The organism is Pseudomonadales bacterium, assembly GCA_024234165.1.
Taxonomy (GTDB): Bacteria; Pseudomonadota; Gammaproteobacteria; order Pseudomonadales; family UBA5518; genus UBA5518.
In genome coordinates, this window is sequence record JACKOP010000003.1 from 385248 (window position 1) to 404270 (window position 19023).

The window sequence follows — 19023 nt, forward strand, 5'->3', positions numbered from 1 at the left end:
ACAGCCGCCATGAGAACCGGACTGGTCTGGGACGAACGCTTTTTCTGGTACGAATTCGGGGACTATCGCAGCCTGCTGGGTCACTACCCGTGGCTGCAGCCCGGTAGCTTCGCGGAGACGACCTGGTGCTCGGCGAGACCAGCACCATGCGCCGGCCTGCAATCATGGTGTGGCGCACCCCTGACGGTTTCGCGTGGCTCGAGCCGAGCTATTACGACCCGGCGCCCATATCCGCGCCGGCCTTCCACCGGATCACCGGCACCGTCGAGGAAGCGCACGGCGGCCTTTATCTGCGCAGCGCCGAGTGGACGATGGCCGCCGCGCTGCCCGCCGCGAGCAACGAGGACCCCGAGCTTGCCGCTGCCATCACCTTCGCCCTGGACCGCATCGCCGCCGCCGGCAGCACCCTCGAATCCGAGCGCGCCACGCTGAGCGCCGAGCTGGCCGACGCCCTGGCCTGACACCCGATGTCCCCGCCTGACCACCCCGCTCGTTCCGCGTATCCTCGCCCGCCAGCGGCGTGATCGTGCGCAGCACCAGTGCCTGACGCCCCTCGACGAGCTGATCCTGCATATGCGCGATGCGCTCGGCGTGACGGTGGTGATCGTCACTCACGAACTGGCGGGCATCTTCGCAATCGGCAACAATTCCGTTTACCTCGACGCCGAGTCACGCACCATGCTCGATCACGGTGACCCGAAACAGCTTCGCGAGCACAGCGCGCACGAGACCGTGCGTCGCTTTCTCGCGCGTGCCGGGACGCCAGCACCATGAGCAGCAAGGCCAATGCCACCGCGATCGGCGCCTTCGTGGTCGGCGCGCTCGTGCTCTCGCTCGCCGTTGCGATATTTTTCGGTGGCAAGCTGTTCGGCAGCCGGGTCGGTCAGCTTGGCGCCGCAGTGATCTTCACCGGGTCCGTGAAGGGACTCGATGTGGGCGCGCCGGTCACGTTGCGTGGCGTGAAGGTCGGCGAGGTGATCGATCTGCGCGTGCATTACGACCCGGCCGGCGCACAGTTCGTCATTCCGGTCACCATCACGCTGAACCGCTCCGAGCTCGGTCTCGCGAAGGACGGCGCAGAGCAAACCAGCCTGCGTGCGCTGATCGAGCGTGGTCTGCGTGCACAGTTGAAGACGCAGAGCCTGCTGACCGGGCTGCTTTACGTCGATCTCGACTTTCTGCCGGAGGCGCCGCCGCGCTACGTCGAGTTCGAGACCACCGAGCCGCAGATACCGACTGCGCCCACCGAGCTCGAGGCGATCCTGCAGCGTGTCAGCGAGATCGACCTGCAGTCGTTCATGCAGAACGCCGATCGCACGCTGCGTGCATTGTCCGAGCTGCTGGTGGATCCGCAAACCCGCAGCATTCCGGCCAACATCAATGCGACGCTCGCCGATGTGCGCAGCCTGGTCGCCAGTACCGACCGGCAGCTCGTCGCGCTCGGCGAGCGTCTGGATGGGTTGTCCGTCACCGCCGATGGCACGCTGGTCGAGCTGCGCACCCAGTTTGCACGTACCGGAGCGGGCCTGGATGCGAGTCTGCGTGCGCTCGATGCAACGCTCGCCAGCCTGCGCAACACGTCCGACGAAGCGGGCTATGTGCTGTCCGAGCAGTCACCGGTCTTTCATGAGCTGACGCGTACCGCGGCCGAACTCGCGCGCGCGGCACGGGCGCTGCAGGCGTTGAGCGACACGCTGTCGCGCGAGCCGGAAGCCCTGCTGCGCGGGCGTCGCGACAGGGGCGAGAAGTGATGAACATACACCGGATGGCCGTGATGGCCGTGCTGTTGGCGCTGTGCGCAGGATGCGGCACGACGCCACACACCGAGTATTACCTGCTGAGTGCGATCGCGCCGGCACCGACGGCCCCGCGCGGTGCGGGGCCGTCGGTCGGCATCGCCGATCTGCGCGTGGCCGAGTACCTGCAACGCCCCGAGGTTCTGGTGCTGGAGTCGGCGAACCGGCTGCAGGTGCGCGAATTCGCGCGCTGGGCGGAGCCGCTGCCCGACGGAATAACGCGCACGCTGGCGCTGAACCTTGCCGCATTGCTCGATTCCGACCGCGTGCGGGTGCGTCCGTGGCCGCGCGCGTGGTCGCCCGCGTGGGAGCTGCGCGTCGAGGTCGCGCGCCTCGAGGTGCGCGGGGTCACGGCCGAGCTGGTCGCAAACTGGTCGCTGGTGCACGGTGCAGACACGCTCGAGCGCAGTGCTCGTCTTTCGCGGGTGCGTTCGGGTGAAGATGCCGAGTCCGTGGCAGCCGATTTCAGCGCCTTGCTGCTCGAGCTCGCCGAGCGGATTGCGGTCGAACTCACTGCGCGATCGGGGTAGCATATGCCGCCCCGTCGCCCGGGGCAGCAGTGCGAATCCCAGACCGGACCGGCATCGAGGCCGGAGAAAAGCATGATCCAGGAACAGACCCCGACCGCAGCCGACGTCGAGCGCATCCGGCTGCGTGACTACACCGAGAAGGCGTACCTCGGCTATTCGATGTACGTGATCCTCGACCGCGCCCTGCCGCATATCGGTGACGGGCTGAAGCCGGTGCAGCGGCGCATCGTCTACGCGATGCACGATCTGGGGCTGCGTGCGAGTGCGAAATACAAGAAGTCCGCCCGTACCGTCGGCGACGTGATCGGCAAGTTCCACCCGCACGGTGACAGTCCCGCCTACGAGGCGATGGTGCTGATGGCGCAGCCGTTCTCGTACCGCTATCCGCTGATCGACGGCCAGGGCAACTGGGGTTCGTCCGACGACCCGAAGTCCTTTGCTGCGATGCGCTACACGGAGTCGCGCCTGACGCCGTTTGCCGACCTGCTGCTCGCCGAAGTCGCACAGGGCACGGTCGACTGGATTCCGAACTTCGACGGTACGCTCGAGGAGCCCGATGTGTTGCCCGCGCGGGCACCGCACATCCTGCTGAACGGTACCACCGGCATCGCAGTCGGTATGGCCACCGATGTCCCGCCGCACAATCTGCGCGAACTGATCGCGGCCTGCGTGCAACTGCTCGAGCATCCCGGCACCACCAGCGAGGAGTTGTGTGCGTGGGTGCATGGTCCGGATTTTCCCACCGAGGCCGAAATCATCACGCCGGCGCGGGATCTGCGCGCACTGTATGCGAGCGGGCGCGGCACGTTGCGCGCGCGCGCGGTATGGACGCGCGAACAGGGCGATATCGTGATCACGGCCTTGCCACACCAGGTGTCGGGAGCGCGCGTGCTGGAGCAGATCGCCGCGCAGATGCAGGCGAAGAAGCTGCCCGTGGTCGCCGATCTGCGTGACGAGTCCGATCACGAGAATCCCACGCGGCTGGTGATCGTGATGCGTTCGAACCGGATCGAGGCCGAGGGTCTGATGTCGCATCTGTTTGCGACTACCGATCTGGAGCGCAGCTATCGCGTGAACATGAACGTGATCGGGCTGGACGGCCGCCCGGGCGTGCGCGACCTGGCGTCGATGCTGCGTGAATGGCTGGATTTTCGCCGCCAGACCGTACGCCGGCGCCTGCAGCACCGGCTGGAGCAGGTGTTGCGCCGCCTGCACATCCTCGACGGCTTGCTGATCGCGTTCCTGAACATCGATGAAGTGATCGCGATCATTCGCAGCGAAGACCGGCCCAAGCCGGTGTTGATGGAGCGCTTCGGACTGAGCGACGAGCAGGCCGAGGCGATCCTCGAGCTGAAGTTGCGTCATCTCGCGAAGCTCGAGGAAATGAAGATCCGCGGTGAGCAGGCGGAACTCGCCACCGAGCGTGACGCTTTGCAAAAGACGCTCGGTTCCGAGGCGCGCCTCACTGCGCTGATGCGCAAGGAGCTGCTCGCGGTGGCCGAGGAATTCGGCGACGCACGGCGTTCGCCGCTGGTCGAGCGCGAGGAGGCGCGTGCGTACAGCGAAACCGAACTGGTTGCGTCGGAACCGGTCACCGTGGTGCTGTCCGAAAAGGGTTGGATCCGTGCCGCGAAGGGTCTCGACGTCGACGGTACGAAGCTCAGCTACAAGGCGGGAGACGGCTTTCTGTGCGCAGTGCAGGGTCGCTCCAGCCAGCCGGTGGTGCTGCTCGACTCGAGCGGACGCAGCTATGCACTGGCGGCGCATGCCTTGCCGTCCGCGCGCGGGCAGGGCGAGCCGCTGACCGGCCGTATCAATCCGCCGTCGGGGGCACGGTTCATGGGTGCGCTGATGGGCGACGATGCGAATCTGTACCTGCTCGCGAGCGACGCGGGTTACGGCTTCGTCGTCCGACTCGCCGACCTGCTGACGAAGAACCGCGCCGGCAAGGCCGTGCTCACATTGCCTGAGGGCGCCGAGGTGTTGGCGCCGGTGCGGGTCCGCGATGCAGCGCGAGACCTGCTGGTGGCAGTCAGCAACGAGGGGCGAATGCTGGTGTTCCCGGTCGCGGAGTTGCCGATGCTCGCGCGTGGCAAGGGCAACAGGATCATGGGCATTTCCGCCACGCTGTTGCGTGCGCGCGAGGAGTTCATGCTCGCTGCGCTGGTGCTGGCTCCCGACGCCACGGTCGTCGTGCACAGCGGCAAGCGCTATCTGAAATTGAAGGGTTCGGATCTGGATGCGTACCGTGGCGAACGCGGCCGCCGTGGCAACAAGCTGCCGCGGGGTTTCCAGAAAGTCGAACGCATCGAGGTTGCCACGGACTGAAGGGCATGCAGAACATCCTGCTGATCAACATTTCCGGCGAGGATCGCCCCGGCATCACGTCGATGGTGACGGGGATTCTCGCCGCGCATCGCATCAACGTGCTCGATATCGGTCAGGCGGTGATCCACAGTCATCTGTCGCTCGGGCTGCTGATCGAGATTCCCGAGGAACGCGAGACCCCCGCAGCCCTGAAGGATCTGCTGTTTCGTGCGCATGAAGCCGGGTTGCAGGTGCGCTATACGCCGATCAGCAGCGGCAGCTACCGCGAGTGGGTCGCCGGGCAAGGCAAGTCGCGGCATATCGTGACGCTGCTGTCGCGGCAACTGCGAGGTGAGGAAATCGCGCGGTTGACGAGCGTGATTGCGCACCACGGACTCAATATCGACAAGATCAACCGGCTCTCGGGTCGTGTGTCGCCGGACGTCGTCGGTGGCAGTGCGCGTGCCTGTGTCGAATTCTCGGTGCGTGGCGACGTGACCGAGCCGGCGACGATGCGCCGGGAATTCCTCGAGCTGGCCAGCGAACTCGGCGTCGACATCGCGTACCAGGAGGACAACATGTTCCGCCGCAACCGGCGGCTGGTGGTCTTCGACATGGATTCGACCCTGATCGAGGCAGAGGTAATCGATGAGCTCGCCAAGCGCGCGGGTGTCGGTGCCGAGGTGGCTGCGATCACCGAGCGGGCGATGCGCGGAGAAATCGATTTCTGCGAGAGTTTTCGCCGTCGTGTGGCGCTGCTGGCCGGGCTGGACGAGGTGGTGCTGGAGGAAGTCGCGGCGGAGCTGCGCCTCAGTGAAGGCGCGGAGAAACTGGTTTCCACGCTGCGTCGCATCGGTTTGCGTACCGCGATCATCTCTGGCGGCTTCGGCTACTTCGGCCGTCGTCTGCAGCAGCGGCTCGGTATCGATTACGTGTTTGCCAATGAACTCGACATCGCCGACGGACGTGTCACAGGGCGCGTCGTCGGTCGCATCGTCGACGGCGCGCGCAAGGCCGAACTGCTGCGTGAGATAGCCGCGCGCGAGGGTATCGCGCTGGAGCAGGTGATCGCGGTCGGGGATGGTGCCAACGACCTGCCGATGCTCGGCATTGCCGGCCTCGGCATCGCGTTCCGCGCCAAGCCGATCGTGAAGGAGTCGGCGCGTCACGCGATTTCCACACTCGGGCTGGACGGAATCCTGTACCTGCTGGGAATCAGCGATCGCGAGACCGGCGGGATCTGAATGCTTCAGTTCAGATCGGTGAAGTCGTAGCTCATCTGCGGCTGGGCGGATTGCAGGTAATCGCCCTCGATGAAGCTCAGCCCGAGCTGCCACAGCACGGCGAGCGTACTCGCGCTGTCGACATTGGGCATCACCGGTGCGATCTGCTCGCGGTGCAACGCTTCGATCAGCGGTTTCAACACGGTGTTCGTGCTCTCGTTGTCGCCGAGCACACGGCTCAGTACGTCGGCGATGCGCACCAGTTGCGGACGCAGATGCACCAGGTCCGGAATCGGATTTGCCCCACTGTGCACCTCTGTGATGCACAGGCGACAGCCGAGTGCGCCGAGTTGTCCGGCGAAGTCCTTCGCCTGCTTCAGGTTCGCGGCGACGACACGGTGCTCGATCGCGATTGCAGCGCTGTCCGGAGCGAGCCCTGCCGTACGCAGTGCATCACCCAGCCACTGTGCGCACACCGGATCCAGCACGCTGGCGGCGCCGAGTGGCAGGATCAGCCGTGTTTGCGGGCATGCCTTGCGATGCTCTGCGAGCCGGTGCAGTGCCTCACGCGTGACCAGGCGATCGAGGTCCGCGTTGCTCGCGCCCGGGTAGTTTTCCGCCAGCCATTCGCGACCCGCCTTGCCGGACGGGTGATGGCGCACGAACAGTTCGTAGTATTCGCTGTTGTCGCCACGCAGGCTGACGATCGGCTGGAACAGCAAGCGCAATTCACCGCCACGCAGTGCCTCTTCCAGCGCGGGCCCGGCGATCGTGCTGGCGCTGATCGTCGCTGCCGGGCTTGCACCGCGCGCGATGTCCACCCGTGCCGGATCTCCTGCGCGCAGTGCACTGGCACGTTCCACCGTGTCGGTGAGCGCCGACCAGCAGCGGTCCAGCATCTCCTCCGCGCTGCCGTCGCACCCGGGTGAAACGGGACACACCTGCACGCACACCGTGCAGGTAACGCTCTGGGTGCCGATCTCATGGATGTGTCGGGCTACGGCGCCGACCATCCCGCGCGCCTGGGTGGCCACGGCGTCGACGTCGTCGTTCGCAAGCTGCCAGGCGAGCACCGCATCGCCCACCCGTAGCGGCTGCGTATCCCAGCCCGTGGTCAGGGTGACGAAAGTCGCGAGTTCGCGCATGAGCCGGGTTGCACCGGTCATGCCGAGCTTGCGGCAGTGCTGCGCGAAGCCGTCGACGGCGAGCAGCACGAGTTGCCCGTCGACCGCGCAGCGCAGCGCATCGACGAGTGCCTCGAGCCCGTCTCCCGTCGCTTGTGCGCCGGAATCTGCCGCAACACCTCGGTGCGAACTCTCGCGCACCACGACCTGCATGCATGGCTCGCCCTCGAAGCTCGCCGTCGACAGCACGAGCTCGCCTCCGAAGCACGAACCGTCGGTCCGCAGCCCGGTGAAGCCGATCGCAGTCTCCTCGTCGGGGGTGGCACGGTAGCGTTTCAGTGCGTCCTTGAATTGCTGCTGCCCCGCGTTGTCGATCAGGTCGACCAACGGCGCCGACGCCAGATCCTCGACCGTCGTATAACCGAACAGCGTCGCGTAGCGCGAATTCGCATGTACGTGCATGCCGTCGACCACGTAGGCGATCGCCTCGCGTGCAGTTCCCAGCAGCAGTTCGCAACGTCGCGCCACTTCCTCATGTTGCACGCGAAGCTCGGCGAGGTCGCGTCGTGTGCGCAATGCATCGACTTCGCGGATCGCGGCGAGGGGTAGCAGTTCGCCGGCATCGCTCGGGAGCACTTCGAGAGCGCCGGCGCGTCGCCATGCCAGTGCATCCGGGCCGGACGGATCGGTCGCACGCACCAGGCATGGAATGTCGCTGCCGGTTGCCGTGAGGGTCGCCAGCGCATCGGTTGGCGACAGTTCGGGATGGTCGTCATCGACGATCACCAGGTCCCACTGGCGATCGCGCAGTGCGTCGGCGAGCTCCTGCAGCGATGCAGCGCGGTGCGCCCGCACCAGCCGGGTCGTGTCACGAAACAGCGCGAGACAGGTTTCCAGCCGTGCCTGCGAGGCACAGCCGATCAGGATCCGTATGGTGTCGTTGTGCTGCATCCAGCTCGGGCCGTGAACGCCGCGCCTCCGTTGCCGCATGGGCGGTCAAGGCATTGTAGAAGAGGGCTGCAGCACGCGCCAATCGACGCAGCGTGCGCTGCTGCGCAGATCTGATGCGCTGGTGCCGAATCGGAGTATCATGCGCGCCGTTCATCTGGCGTGCATCCTGCAGAGGCTTACATGGCGACGTTCTCCACCAATGAATTCAAACCCGGGCTCAAGGTCATCCTCGACGGTGATCCGTGCTCGATTCTCGAGAACGAGTATGTAAAGCCGGGCAAGGGGCAGGCATTCAATCGCGTGAAGCTGCGCAACCTGAAGAACGGGCGTGTGTGGGAGCGTACCTTCAAGTCGGGTGATGTACTCGAGGGCGCGGACGCGGTCGACAAGGAGTTGCAATACCTCTACAACGACGGCGAGTTCTGGAACTTCATGGACCCGGAAAGCTTCGAGCAGTACACGGCGTCGAAGGACATCGTCGGCAACGCGGATCAATGGCTGAAGGAACAGGATCTCTGCACGATCACGCTGTGGAACGACGCGCCGCTCACGGTGACACCACCGAACTTCGTCGAACTCGAAATCGCTGAAACCGACCCGGGCTTGCGCGGTGATACCGCAACGGGTGGTACGAAGCCCGCCAAGCTCTCTACCGGTGCCGTTGTGCGCGTGCCGCTGTTTCTCGATGTGGGCGACGTGGTACGTGTGGATACCCGCACCGGCGAGTACATGAACCGCGTGCGTTCCTGAGCCGATGCCGCGTGCGGGCGGTGTGTGGCGCCCCGGCGCCACGCTGGCTACCCTGCAGCGGCGCGCGCAGATCCTTGCCACGATACGGACGTTCTTCGCTGCGCGCGGTGTGCTCGAAGTCGATACGCCGCAGCTCTCTCCGGTCACCGCCACCGATCCGCTGCTCGCCAGCGTGCCGGCACAGCCGGGCGCGGACGATGCGTCGTGGTTCCTGCAGACCAGTCCTGAATTTGCCATGAAGCGGCTGCTCGCTGCTGGCTGTGGCCCGATCTACCAGGTTGCGCGCGTGTTCCGTCGTGGTGAGCACGGTAAACGGCACAACCCGGAGTTCAGCATGCTCGAATGGTATCGGCCCGGTTTCGATACGGCTCGTCTCGCTGCGGAGGTTGCCGAACTGGTGGCTGCGGTGATCGGTGAGCGCCCGGTACGCCGCACTGCCTGGTCCGTGTTGTTTCGCGCAGCGCTGGGCATCGATCCGTTTGCTGCGACTGACGCCGAACTGCGCGCATGTGCCGCGGCGAGCGCCGGCGCAGCCGTCGCCGACTGGACTCGCGACGAGTTGCTCGATCTGCTGTTCAGCGAACACGTCGAACCGCAGCTCGGTGCGGGTTGCCTGCATTTTGTCGAGGCGTTCCCGGCTGCACGCGCCTCACTCGCACGTGTGATCAGCGACGCCGACGGCAACCGCATTGCCGATCGCTTCGAGTTGTTCATCGACGGTTGCGAGATGGCCAACGGCTATAACGAGCTCCTGGATGCGCAGGAGCTGCGCGCGCGGATGCAGGCAGACAACACGCAGCGACTCGTGCGTGGTCTCGACGTGGTGCCGCTGGATGAGCGTCTGCTGGCCGCGATGGAGCACGGCCTGCCACCCTGCGCCGGTGTCGCGCTTGGTCTGGACCGGCTGGTGATGATCGACGTGGGGGCGCGTGACATCGACGAGGTGCTCGCCTTTTCCGCCCACCGTGCGTAGGCCGGCATTCATGCCGACGTAGGATTCGCGCCGGTACGCGTCGGGTTGAAACCCGACCTACGGGTAGGTCGGCATTCATGCCGACGGGGGGCGTACCAGCGTGCCGATGCGCTGCCCCATGCGCAGCACCGATCCGGACCCGAGTGCCGAATCCCAGTCGACCTGATCACGCGGCAGCAGCAGGATCACGGTGGAGCCGAACTGGAATCGCCCCATCTCGGCGCCCTTGGCGAGCGTGCGCGCGTGTTCGTCGAGTTCGTAATCCAGCGTGAGTATGCCGTGTCCGGCTGGTGCGATCGGGCCAGTCCAGACGGTCTCGATCCCTGCTACCACCATCGCCCCTACCAGCACCATCGCGAGCGGTCCGTGCTCCGTATCGAACGTGCAGATGACGCGCTCGTTGCGTGCGAACAGCGCTGGAACCGATGCCGCCGTGACCGGGTTCACCGAGAACAGCCGCCCCGGCACATGACGCAGTCTGCGCAGCCGGCCTGCGAGCGGCATGTGCACGCGGTGGTAATCGCGTGGCGAGAGGTAGATCGTCGCGAATGCGCCGCCGTCGAACAGCGCCCCATCGGCGCTGTCGGCGAGCAGTTCGGCGGTGCTGAACGAGTGCCCCTTGGCCTGGAAGATCCGGCCCGCCGCGATCGTGCCGATCTGACTCACGGCGCCGTCGGCCGGGGAGGTGACGGCATCGGCACCCGTGTCGATTTCACGCGCACCGGGACGCAGTGCGCGCGTGAAGAACGCGTTGAAATGTGCGTAAGCCCCGGGCTCGGGTCGTACCGCCTCGCTCATGTCGATATCGAAGCGTGCGATGAAGCGGCGGATCAGCGTGTCTTTCAGCGGGGCGAAGCGTGCATGCGCCAGCCGACCGAGCAGCCTCGAGAGCAGATGTTGCGGCAGCAGGTACTGCAGCGCGATGAATACGCGTGTGCGCAACACGCTCCACTGTTCGTTCATGAGCAATCTCCGATGATCTGCAGGTAGCTCGCGTAGCGCTGCGGGCTTACCGTGCCGTGTGCGACTGCCTCACGCAGCGCGCAGCCAGGTTCGTCGTGGTGGCGGCAGTCGCGGAAGCGACAGTTGCCGATCCAGGGGCGGAATTCGATGAACCCGCGAGCCACGCGTTGTGCGTCGAAATGCCCGAGACCGAATTCACGGATGCCGGGGGAGTCGATCAGATCGCCACCCGCCGGAAGATGATACAGGCGTGCCGTCGTGGTTGTATGCCGCCCCTTGGTCGCAGCGTGTGACAACGCGCCGATGCGGATGTCCTCGCGTGGCAGCAGCGCTGCGATCAGTGATGACTTGCCTACGCCGGACTGTCCGGTGAATGCGGTGGTGTGGGCTGCAAGTGCCGCGTCGAGTCCTGCGAGCCCCTGCATCGAGTGTGCGCTCGCGTGCAGAACCGGATAGCCGATAGCACGATACGGTTCGAGCAGTGCATCGAGAGGGGACGCGTCGCCGATCAGGTCGGTCTTGTTCAGCAGGATCACGGCATGCAGTCCGGCATCCTCGGCTGCGGCGAGATAGCGGTCGAGCAGGTTGGCATGCGGCGGTGGTTCCGGTGCGATCACGATGACGATCTGGTCGAGGTTCGCTGCGGCGGCGCGCAGCGCCCCCTGCATGTCCGGGCGCAGCAGCACGCTGCTGCGTTCGCTGCGTGCGACGACCACACCGTTCCCGTCTTCTCCGACCTGCCAGGTGACCCGGTCGCCCGCGACCAGCGAGTCGATGTTGGCGCGGATGTGGGCGCGCGCGAGCACGCCGGGCGTCCGCGTATCTTCCAGTTCGACCTGCTTGCCGAAGCGCGCGATGATCACGCCTGTGCGCAGCGGGCCGGAGCCGTCGTGCCGGGATTCGTCTTCGTGGCGTTGGTGCAGCGCACGCACCCGCCGAGCCTGGTTGTGGCTCAGCCTGCGACCGGCCATGCGGGTGCAGCGCTGACGGCGTGTTGCATAATGTGGCGGGTGGGATCAGTCATATCGCCGAGGAGTCTAGCATGCTGTCCGACGACGCACTGGTGTGGGTCGACATGGAGATGACCGGCCTCGATCCACAACGCGATCGCGTGCTCGAAATCGCCACCATAGTCACCGATGCGGCGCTTGCCGTGATTGCCGAGGGGCCGGTGCTTGCGATCCACCAGGATGATGCGACGCTGGCGGCAATGGACGAATGGAACACGCGCACCCACGGTGCATCGGGGCTCGTCGAGCGAGTGCGTGCGAGCAGGATCGACGAGCGGGAGGCGGAACGGATCACGCTGGATTTCCTGGCCCAGCATGTCGTTGCCGGCAAGTCGCCGATGTGCGGCAACAGCATTTGCCAGGACCGACGGTTCATGGCGCAGCATCTGCCCCGACTCGAGGTGTTCTTCCACTACCGCAATCTCGACGTGAGCACGATCAAGGAGCTGGCGCGCCGCTGGCGACCCGAGGTGCTGGCAAGCCTGATCAAGCAGGGCAGCCACCGTGCGCTGGATGATATCCGCGAGTCGATCGCGGAGCTGCGCCACTACCGGGATACCTTCTTTCGTATCGATCACTGAAACCGTGCGTGCCGATGTTGGCAACGACGTGTGCGAAGCGTGCGGCGAAGCCTTCACACCGGTGGGACGCCGTAAATGCATCCCTGCAGGCTCGAGCGCCGCATCCGTGCGGCGAACGCCCCCCGATGCGAAGGCTTCGCCGCACGCAGCCTGCATCGACTCGAAGGTTTTTTGCGACAGGCTCTACACGCCGCCCTTTGGATGCATCGCCAGCCGTTGCATGGCCCATGCGACGTGTTCGCGCACCAGCTCCGAGGGATGCTCCGCACGTGCCGCGAGCGCAGCCCGTGCAGCATCGCTCGGCGGACCGTTGCCGAGGGCGACGGCGAGGTTGCGCAGCCAGCGCTCGTGCCCCAGCCGATGCAGCGCCGTGCCGGCCATGCGCTCCAGGAACTCCTCGGCAGTCCATGCGAACAGCGAGACCAGGTCGCTGTCGTCGAGCCGGTGGCGCGGCAGGAAGTCGGGCTCCGCGCTGGGGCGTGCGAACTTGTTCCATGGGCAGACCAGTTGGCAGTCGTCGCAGCCGAATACGCGATTGCCGATCAGCGGGCGCAGCTCGAGCGGAATCGCACGGTGTGATTCGATCGTGAGGTAGGAGATGCAGCGAGTCGCATCCAGCACGAACGGCGCCACGAAGGCGCGCGTCGGGCAGACCTCGAGGCAGGCGGTGCAACTGCCGCAATGCATGCCGCTGAATTCCGTGTCCACGGGCAATGCGATGTCGGTGTAGATCTCTCCCAGAAAGAACCACGAGCCCGCCTGCGGGTGGATCAGCAGCGTGTTCTTGCCGATCCAGCCCAATCCCGCCTTTTGTGCCACGCCGCGTTCGAGTACCGGTGCGCTGTCGACGAAGGCGCGCAGAGCGCTTGCAGGTCGCCGTTCGGCAATGCGGGTCGCGAGCCGGGCAAGCCGCGCCCGCATCAGCTTGTGGTAGTCGCGCCCGAGCGCGTAGCGGGAGACGTAGGCTTGCTGCGGGTTCTGCAGCACGGTGAGCGGTTCGGTGCCGTCGTGGCGGTAGTCCATGCGTACCGAAATCAGGCGCTGTGTTCCGGGAATCAGCGCATCGGGTCGCCAGCGCTTGTCGCCGTGGCGTTCCATGTAGTCCATGTCGCCGTGCCGTCCGGCAGCAACCCAGTCGCGCAGTCGCTGATCGTGCGGGGTGAGAGTGGTTGCACAGATGCCGACCGACTGGAAGCCGAGCTCGTGCGCCCATGCACGGATGTCCGCGGCGAGTTCGGTGAGCGCCTCGGGTGTTTGCGTGTGCTCGGTGTCGTGATCTGGCATCTGTCGCCCCGGGTTCCGGTTGCCGGCCCTCCGCTGCCGGGCGTGCGGCAAGATAGCACGGAGGCATCGGATACAATGACCCGGACTTTTCACGGAGATCGTGCACGATGGCGGATACCGTTGCGTTGCCGCTGTACACCGCCGCGCAGGTGCGCGCGCTCGACCGCGTGGCGATCGAAGGCCACGGGATTCCCGGCATCACGCTGATGACACGCGCCGGGCGTGCGGTGTTCGATGTATTGCGGGCGCATTTTCCGCTGCTGCCGCCGTTGCATGTGGTCTGTGGCAGCGGCAACAACGGTGGTGATGGTTTCGTCATTGCGCGTCTTGCGATGGATGCGGGCTGGCCGGTCGAGGCGTGGCTGGTCGGTGACGAGGAGCGCATCGCGGGCGACGCACGGCTTGCGTTTGCAGCCGCGCGCAGCGCTGGTGTCGCGATGCGTGCATTCGATCCCGGACGCCCTTTCGAGCGTGGTGTGATCGTCGATGCGTTGCTCGGCACCGGGCTCGGTGGAACCGTGCGCGCGATGCATGCCGAGGCGATCGGCGCAATCAACGCCAGCGGATTGCCGGTGATCGCGGTCGACATCCCCTCCGGGATCTGCAGCGATACCGGCAGGGCGCTTGGCGTGGCGGTGCGAGCCGCCCACACGGTGACGTTCATCGGGCGCAAGCGCGGGCAGTTCACGGCGGCTGGGCGCGAGCACTGCGGCAAGCTGCATTTCGCTGATCTTGGCGTGCCGTCGGCGGTCTACCGAGAAGTCGGTGCCGAAGCCGAACTGCTGGCGCTCACTGCGTTGCCTTCTCGCGCACGCACAGCGCACAAGGGGCACTTCGGGCATGTGCTGGTCGTCGGCGGAAGCCTCGGTATGGGTGGTGCTGTGGCGCTGGCCGCAGAGGCAGCGGCCCGTTGCGGTGCCGGACTGGTATCGCTCGCAACGGTGCCGGCCAACGTCGCGGCAATCGTCGCGCGCCGCCCTGAAATCATGGCGCACGGGGTCGAGCACCCGCAGCAGCTCGAGCCGCTGCTCGCGCGTGCCACCGTGCTGGTGGTCGGCCCCGGACTTGGTCGCGGCGCCTGGGCCGAGCAGATGCTGCAGCGTGTGCTTGCCAGCGGCAAGACCACCGTGATCGACGCCGATGCGCTGAACGCACTTGCCGATGGCATGCCAGGCATGCACTCCCCATGCGAAAAGTGGTTGCTCACTCCGCATCCGGGCGAGGCGGCACGCTTGCTTGGCTGCACCAGTGCCGAGGTCGAGGCGGACCGCTTCGGCGCGCTCGGCGCACTGCTTGCTCGTTTCCCCGGTGCAGTGGTGTTGAAAGGCGCGGGCACTCTGGTTGCCGATGCCGCGTCCACGGTGACCGGGGTGTGCCCTTACGGCAACCCGGGAATGGCGAGTGGCGGCATGGGGGATGTGCTGAGTGGGGTGCTCGCTGCGCTGCTGGCGCAGGGCGCGACGCTGGGCGAAGCGGCGCGCCAGGGTGTCTGCCTGCACGCGCGTGCGGCCGACTGCGCGGTGATGAGCGACGGCGAGCGCGGGCTGCTGGCGACCGATCTGTTGCCGTGGCTGCGCCGCCTGCTGAATGGCGTCGAAGCTGTCGGGCCCGCAACGTGAGTCGCGACGATGAGTGCATGCTGCCCGACGAGGCCGCGACCGAGGCGAGCGGAACGGCACTGGCGCATGCGCTGGCGGGCGGCGCGGTCGTTTATCTGCACGGCAGCCTCGGTGCCGGCAAGACCACCTTTGCGCGTGGCGTGCTGCGGGGGCTCGGGCATCACGGCGCGGTGAAGAGTCCGACCTACACGCTGGTGGAGCCGTACGCGCTCAGCGGTCGTGCGCTGTACCACTTCGATCTCTATCGTCTGGGTGATCCGGAAGAACTCGAATTCATCGGTATCCGTGATTACGTGCGCGCCGACGCGATCCTGCTCGTCGAATGGCCCGGGCGTGGAGCCGGGCATCTGCCGCCGGCGGATCTCGAGATCCGGCTCGAGGAGAGTGCCGGTGGCGGGCGTCGCCTGCGCTGGCGGGCGTGTAACCTGCACGGACGGGAAATAGTGGCGCGATGGCTAGACACTTTCGCAGCACATGATTGCAAACCATTGCTATAGTTGAAATTGGAATAATCTGTGGATACCGGAGCGCATGGGTTTGCTTCGCCATTTTCTGCGACTGTCGCGAGGTGCCGGGCTTGCCATGGCGCTGCTGTTCGCGAGCGCTCAGGCTGTTGCCGCCGTCGCCGTCGAGGGGCTGCGACTGTGGCGTGGCGAGGGCAAGACCCGTCTGGTTTTCGACCTCGATGCGCCGGTGCGACACAAGCTGTCGACGATGAGCGGACCGGACCGTCTGGTGATCGACCTCGAGCAGGGTCGGCTGGCAGCACCGCTGCACACGGTCGAGTTCACGGGAACGCAGATTCGCAGCATCCGTAGCGGGTCCTATGGCTCGGGTCAGTTGCGCATCGTGCTCGACCTGCACGATGAGGTGCGCGCCAACAGTTTCACGCTTGCACCGAGCAGCGGGCAGGGGCATCGTCTCGTCATCGACCTCGTCGGCGGGGTTCCTGCACAGTCCGCAGCGCGGCCCGCACTCCCGCCGCAGGCGCCGCCAGGCGTCCCGCCGCAGGCGGTGCCGGCAAATACCGTGGCCACCCGGCAAGCAGCGCCGACAGCTGCGGTGTCGTCGTCGCAGCAGCCTGCAGCCGCCAGCGTTTCCCCACCGTCACCCCCCGCTGCGCCCGCACCGCAATTGGCACCGCCACGCAGCACGCCGCTGCCGCCGCCACCGGTACAGGGGCGACGCGTCCTGATCGCGGTCGACGCGGGACACGGCGGGCAGGATCCCGGTGCGATCGGTCCCGGGCGCGTGCGCGAGAAGGACGTCGTGCTGGCGATCGCGCGTGAACTGCAGAAGCGCATCGATGCGCAGCCCGGCTACCGGGCCACGATGATCCGTACCGGGGACTATTTCATTCCGCTGCACCAGCGCCGCGACCTTGCGCGCGCACGTGGCGCCGATCTGTTCGTGTCGGTGCACGCCGATGCGTTCACGCACGCGCGCGCACGTGGTGCCTCCGTTTACGCGCTGTCACAGCGGGGTGCGACCAGTGTGTCGGCGGCCTTCCTGGCCCAGCGCGAGAACGGCGCCGACCTGATCGGCGGCGTCGATCTGGGTGCGAAGGACCCGGTCGTTGCCGGCGTCCTGACCGACCTGTCGATGACGGCAACGCTGGATGCCAGCCTCGGTGCCGGAGGTCGTGTGCTGGACTCGATGGGCCGTATCGCGCACCTGCACAAGGTACGCGTCGAACAGGCCGGATTCCTGGTGCTGAAATCTCCCGATATGCCGTCGATTCTCGTCGAGACAGGCTTCATTTCGAACCCGCTGGAAGCGGAGCGTCTCGATAATCCCGGCTACCAGCGCAACATGGCCGCGGCGATCTTCGCGGGGTTGGGGGACTATTTCCTGAGGAGTCCGCCACCGGGTACGCAGATCGCACTGAGCGTGCGCGCGGGAGCACGTCCGTCGCAGTACACGATCACGCGCGGTGATACGCTGTCTGGCATCGCCGAGCGCTATCGTGTTAGTGTCGGCGACATCGTCAGGACCAACGGGTTGGGCGGTGGCAACGACATCCGGGCGGGGCAGACCATCGTGATCCCGCAGACCTGATCGAACGTCCTCGCGCCCTTCCAGAATACGCAGTGATACCGGAATGGGGCGCATCAGGCAGCTCAGCGACTCGCTTGCAAACCAGATCGCGGCCGGTGAGGTCGTCGAGCGGCCCGCGTCCGTGCTCAAGGAACTGCTCGAGAACAGTCTCGATGCGGGCGCGACTCGCATCGACATCGATCTCGAGGACGGCGGCATGCGTCTGCTGCGTATCCGCGACGACGGCGAGGGCATCGCAGCCGAAGACCTGCCGCTGACCATCACCCGCCACGCGACCAGCAAGATCCATACGCTCGAGGACCTCGAGCGGGTGCTCAGTTTCGGTTTTCGCGGCGAGGCGCTGGCGAGCATCGCCTCGGTGTCGCGGCTCGGGATCCTCACCGCCAGCGCCGACGCGGCACACGCCAGCCGTCTTGAGTACGCCGCTGACGGCACGCCGCGCATCACGCCGGGTGCGCACCCGCGCGGGACCACGATCGAGGTGCTCGAGCTGTTCTTCAACACGCCGGCACGCCGGAAGTTCCTGCGTTCGGCGCGTACCGAATGCGGACACTGTGAGGAGGTCGTGCGTCGCATCGCGCTCGCGCGCTTCGATGTTGCATTCACATTGCGACACGACCGGCGCACGGTGTTCACGCTGCGTGCCTGCACAACCCAGGCCGAGCGCGAGCAACGGCTGGCAGCATTGTGCGGGTCGCCCTTTCTCGAAAATGCGGTCGCGATCGATGCCGCGGCTTCCGGCATGCGCCTGTCAGGCTGGGTCACAAGGCCGACCTTCTCGCGTGCGCAGGCCGATCAGCAATACTTTTTCGTCAATGGCCGCGCGGTGCGCGACCGGGTAGTCACGCATGCGGTGCGCCAGGCGTACCGCGATGTGCTGTACGGGGACCGGCATCCGGCCTATGTGCTCTATCTCGAACTCGATCCGGTGCAGGTCGACGTCAACGTGCATCCGGCCAAAAGCGAGGTGCGTTTTCGCGAATCGCGACAGGTGCACGACTTCCTGTTCCATGCGCTGCACCGTGCGCTGGCGGAGTTGCGACCCGCTCAGGCGCCGGCGGCTGTCACGGCGGACCGGTTCGAGGCTCAAGCAGCGACGGTGACCGCCGATGCGCGCCCGATCGTGCAGCATCCGCTGTGGACCCGTCCCGAACCCGCAGCGATCGCCGAGACCCTGTTCGCTTACCACGCGCTGGCGCCCGGGCTGCAGACGATGCCGCCGCTGCCGGTGGGCACGGCGGATGGTCAGGACGACGTGCCACCCCTTGGTTATGCGCTGGCACAGTTGAAAGGTGTGTACATCCTGGCGGAGAACCGTGATGGTCTGGTGCTGGTAGACATGCATGCGGCACACGAACGCATCACCTACGAGCGGATGAAGACAGCGCACGCAGCCGGTGGTGTGCGCGCGCAGCCCTTGCTGGTGCCACAGGCGGTTGCGTTGAGCCGGCGCGAAGCGGACTGTGTCGAACGTCACGCCGAGGAGCTCGCCGCACTGGGGCTCGAGCTCGTGCGTTCCGGAGAGGAATCGGTCACCGTGCGCCAGGTGCCGGTACTGCTCGCCAGTGCCGATATGGCGGCGCTGGTGCGCGACGTGGTCGCCGACTTGCTCGAGTATGGCGACAGCACGCGCATTGCGGCGCGCAGCGACGAAATCCTGGCTGCGATGGCCTGTCATGGTTCGGTGCGGGCGAACCGCCAGCTCAGTCTGACCGAGATGAACGCGCTGCTGCGCGATATGGAAAGAACCGAGCGCAGCGGACAGTGCAATCACGGACGCCCGACCTGGGTCATACAACCGCTCGCAGAGCTTGATCGCCTGTTCCTGCGCGGGCGCTGAGCGGGATCCGGGGC

General features: G+C 66.3%; 17 protein-coding genes. 13 read left to right on the top strand and 4 right to left on the bottom strand.

Going from position 1 to position 19023, the window contains the following annotated elements:
- The first annotated feature begins 125 nt into the window (after positions 1 to 125).
- The 6 genes from H7A12_11050 (at position 126) to serB (ending at position 5877) form a co-directional block, all read left to right on the top strand.
- Positions 126 to 461, top strand: coding sequence for a hypothetical protein (locus H7A12_11050; protein ID MCP5321346.1), 336 nt, complete (start codon positions 126 to 128; stop codon positions 459 to 461).
- 112 nt (positions 462 to 573) lie between these two features.
- Positions 574 to 774, top strand: coding sequence for a hypothetical protein (locus H7A12_11055; protein ID MCP5321347.1), 201 nt, complete (start codon positions 574 to 576; stop codon positions 772 to 774).
- Positions 771 to 1751, top strand: coding sequence for an MCE family protein (locus H7A12_11060; GenBank protein MCP5321348.1), 981 nt, complete (start codon positions 771 to 773; stop codon positions 1749 to 1751). The genes H7A12_11055 and H7A12_11060 overlap by 4 nt, the downstream gene beginning before the upstream one ends.
- Positions 1751 to 2326, top strand: coding sequence for a membrane integrity-associated transporter subunit PqiC (locus tag H7A12_11065; GenBank protein MCP5321349.1), 576 nt, complete (start codon positions 1751 to 1753; stop codon positions 2324 to 2326). Before H7A12_11060 ends, H7A12_11065 begins: the two co-directional genes overlap by 1 nt.
- A 72-nt stretch (positions 2327 to 2398) precedes the next feature.
- Positions 2399 to 4654 (top strand): DNA topoisomerase IV subunit A, encoded by a 2256-nt coding sequence (gene parC / locus H7A12_11070; protein ID MCP5321350.1) that lies wholly within the window; start codon positions 2399 to 2401, stop codon positions 4652 to 4654.
- Positions 4651 to 5877 (top strand): phosphoserine phosphatase SerB, encoded by a 1227-nt coding sequence (gene serB, locus H7A12_11075; protein MCP5321351.1) that lies wholly within the window; start codon positions 4651 to 4653, stop codon positions 5875 to 5877. Before parC ends, serB begins: the two co-directional genes overlap by 4 nt.
- Positions 5878 to 5882: 5 nt before the next feature.
- On the opposite strand, the gene H7A12_11080 is transcribed toward serB, so the two are convergent.
- Complete coding sequence (locus H7A12_11080) at positions 5883 to 7931, bottom strand: EAL domain-containing protein (protein ID MCP5321352.1); 2049 nt, start codon at positions 7929 to 7931, stop codon at positions 5883 to 5885.
- Between the two features lie 180 nt (positions 7932 to 8111).
- Between H7A12_11080 and efp the strand changes: the two genes are divergently transcribed.
- Entirely contained in the window at positions 8112 to 8681 is a 570-nt protein-coding gene (efp, locus tag H7A12_11085) for an elongation factor P (GenBank protein MCP5321353.1), read from the top strand.
- Positions 8682 to 8685: 4 nt separating this feature from the next.
- Positions 8686 to 9654, top strand: coding sequence for an EF-P lysine aminoacylase GenX (genX, locus tag H7A12_11090; protein ID MCP5321354.1), 969 nt, complete (start codon positions 8686 to 8688; stop codon positions 9652 to 9654).
- Positions 9655 to 9729: 75 nt separating this feature from the next.
- Here the strand turns inward: genX and psd are convergent, their stop codons facing one another.
- Positions 9730 to 10596, bottom strand: a complete 867-nt coding sequence (psd, locus tag H7A12_11095) for a phosphatidylserine decarboxylase (GenBank protein MCP5321355.1) — start codon at positions 10594 to 10596, stop codon at positions 9730 to 9732.
- A gap of 17 nt (positions 10597 to 10613) precedes the next feature.
- Positions 10614 to 11588 (bottom strand): small ribosomal subunit biogenesis GTPase RsgA, encoded by a 975-nt coding sequence (gene rsgA / locus H7A12_11100; GenBank protein ID MCP5321356.1) that lies wholly within the window; start codon positions 11586 to 11588, stop codon positions 10614 to 10616.
- Positions 11589 to 11659: 71 nt separating this feature from the next.
- Between rsgA and orn the strand changes: the two genes are divergently transcribed.
- Positions 11660 to 12208 (top strand): oligoribonuclease, encoded by a 549-nt coding sequence (gene orn, locus H7A12_11105; protein MCP5321357.1) that lies wholly within the window; start codon positions 11660 to 11662, stop codon positions 12206 to 12208.
- A gap of 183 nt (positions 12209 to 12391) precedes the next feature.
- Here the strand turns inward: orn and queG are convergent, their stop codons facing one another.
- On the bottom strand, positions 12392 to 13492 hold the full coding sequence (queG, locus tag H7A12_11110) for a tRNA epoxyqueuosine(34) reductase QueG (protein ID MCP5321358.1): 1101 nt from the start codon (positions 13490 to 13492) through the stop codon (positions 12392 to 12394).
- A gap of 107 nt (positions 13493 to 13599) precedes the next feature.
- On the opposite strand from queG, the gene H7A12_11115 reads away from it, so the two are divergent.
- The 4 genes from H7A12_11115 (at position 13600) to mutL (ending at position 19009) form a co-directional block, all read left to right on the top strand.
- Entirely contained in the window at positions 13600 to 15111 is a 1512-nt protein-coding gene (locus H7A12_11115; protein MCP5321359.1) for an NAD(P)H-hydrate dehydratase, read from the top strand.
- A gap of 17 nt (positions 15112 to 15128) precedes the next feature.
- On the top strand, positions 15129 to 15608 hold the full coding sequence (gene tsaE, locus H7A12_11120; protein MCP5321360.1) for a tRNA (adenosine(37)-N6)-threonylcarbamoyltransferase complex ATPase subunit type 1 TsaE: 480 nt from the start codon (positions 15129 to 15131) through the stop codon (positions 15606 to 15608).
- 85 nt (positions 15609 to 15693) lie between these two features.
- Complete coding sequence (locus H7A12_11125) at positions 15694 to 17169, top strand: N-acetylmuramoyl-L-alanine amidase (protein MCP5321361.1); 1476 nt, start codon at positions 15694 to 15696, stop codon at positions 17167 to 17169.
- A gap of 43 nt (positions 17170 to 17212) precedes the next feature.
- On the top strand, positions 17213 to 19009 hold the full coding sequence (gene mutL, locus H7A12_11130; GenBank protein ID MCP5321362.1) for a DNA mismatch repair endonuclease MutL: 1797 nt from the start codon (positions 17213 to 17215) through the stop codon (positions 19007 to 19009).
- The last annotated feature ends 14 nt before the right edge of the window (positions 19010 to 19023 follow it).

What these genes read in the sequence shown, in the direction of transcription:
- queG (MCP5321358.1), bottom strand. Translation starts at nt 13,492, where the DNA reads ATGCCAGATCACGACACCGAGCACACGCAAACACCCGAGGCGCTCACC.
- genX (MCP5321354.1), top strand. Translation starts at nt 8,686, where the DNA reads ATGCCGCGTGCGGGCGGTGTGTGGCGCCCCGGCGCCACGCTGGCTACC.
- efp (MCP5321353.1), top strand. Translation starts at nt 8,112, where the DNA reads ATGGCGACGTTCTCCACCAATGAATTCAAACCCGGGCTCAAGGTCATC.
- H7A12_11080 (MCP5321352.1), bottom strand. Translation starts at nt 7,931, where the DNA reads ATGCAGCACAACGACACCATACGGATCCTGATCGGCTGTGCCTCGCAG.
- orn (MCP5321357.1), top strand. Translation starts at nt 11,660, where the DNA reads ATGCTGTCCGACGACGCACTGGTGTGGGTCGACATGGAGATGACCGGC.
- parC (MCP5321350.1), top strand. Translation starts at nt 2,399, where the DNA reads ATGATCCAGGAACAGACCCCGACCGCAGCCGACGTCGAGCGCATCCGG.
- mutL (MCP5321362.1), top strand. Translation starts at nt 17,213, where the DNA reads ATGGGGCGCATCAGGCAGCTCAGCGACTCGCTTGCAAACCAGATCGCG.
- tsaE (MCP5321360.1), top strand. Translation starts at nt 15,129, where the DNA reads ATGCTGCCCGACGAGGCCGCGACCGAGGCGAGCGGAACGGCACTGGCG.
- H7A12_11060 (MCP5321348.1), top strand. Translation starts at nt 771, where the DNA reads ATGAGCAGCAAGGCCAATGCCACCGCGATCGGCGCCTTCGTGGTCGGC.
- H7A12_11115 (MCP5321359.1), top strand. Translation starts at nt 13,600, where the DNA reads ATGGCGGATACCGTTGCGTTGCCGCTGTACACCGCCGCGCAGGTGCGC.
- H7A12_11065 (MCP5321349.1), top strand. Translation starts at nt 1,751, where the DNA reads ATGAACATACACCGGATGGCCGTGATGGCCGTGCTGTTGGCGCTGTGC.
- H7A12_11125 (MCP5321361.1), top strand. Translation starts at nt 15,694, where the DNA reads ATGGCGCTGCTGTTCGCGAGCGCTCAGGCTGTTGCCGCCGTCGCCGTC.
- rsgA (MCP5321356.1), bottom strand. Translation starts at nt 11,588, where the DNA reads ATGGCCGGTCGCAGGCTGAGCCACAACCAGGCTCGGCGGGTGCGTGCG.
- H7A12_11055 (MCP5321347.1), top strand. Translation starts at nt 574, where the DNA reads ATGCGCGATGCGCTCGGCGTGACGGTGGTGATCGTCACTCACGAACTG.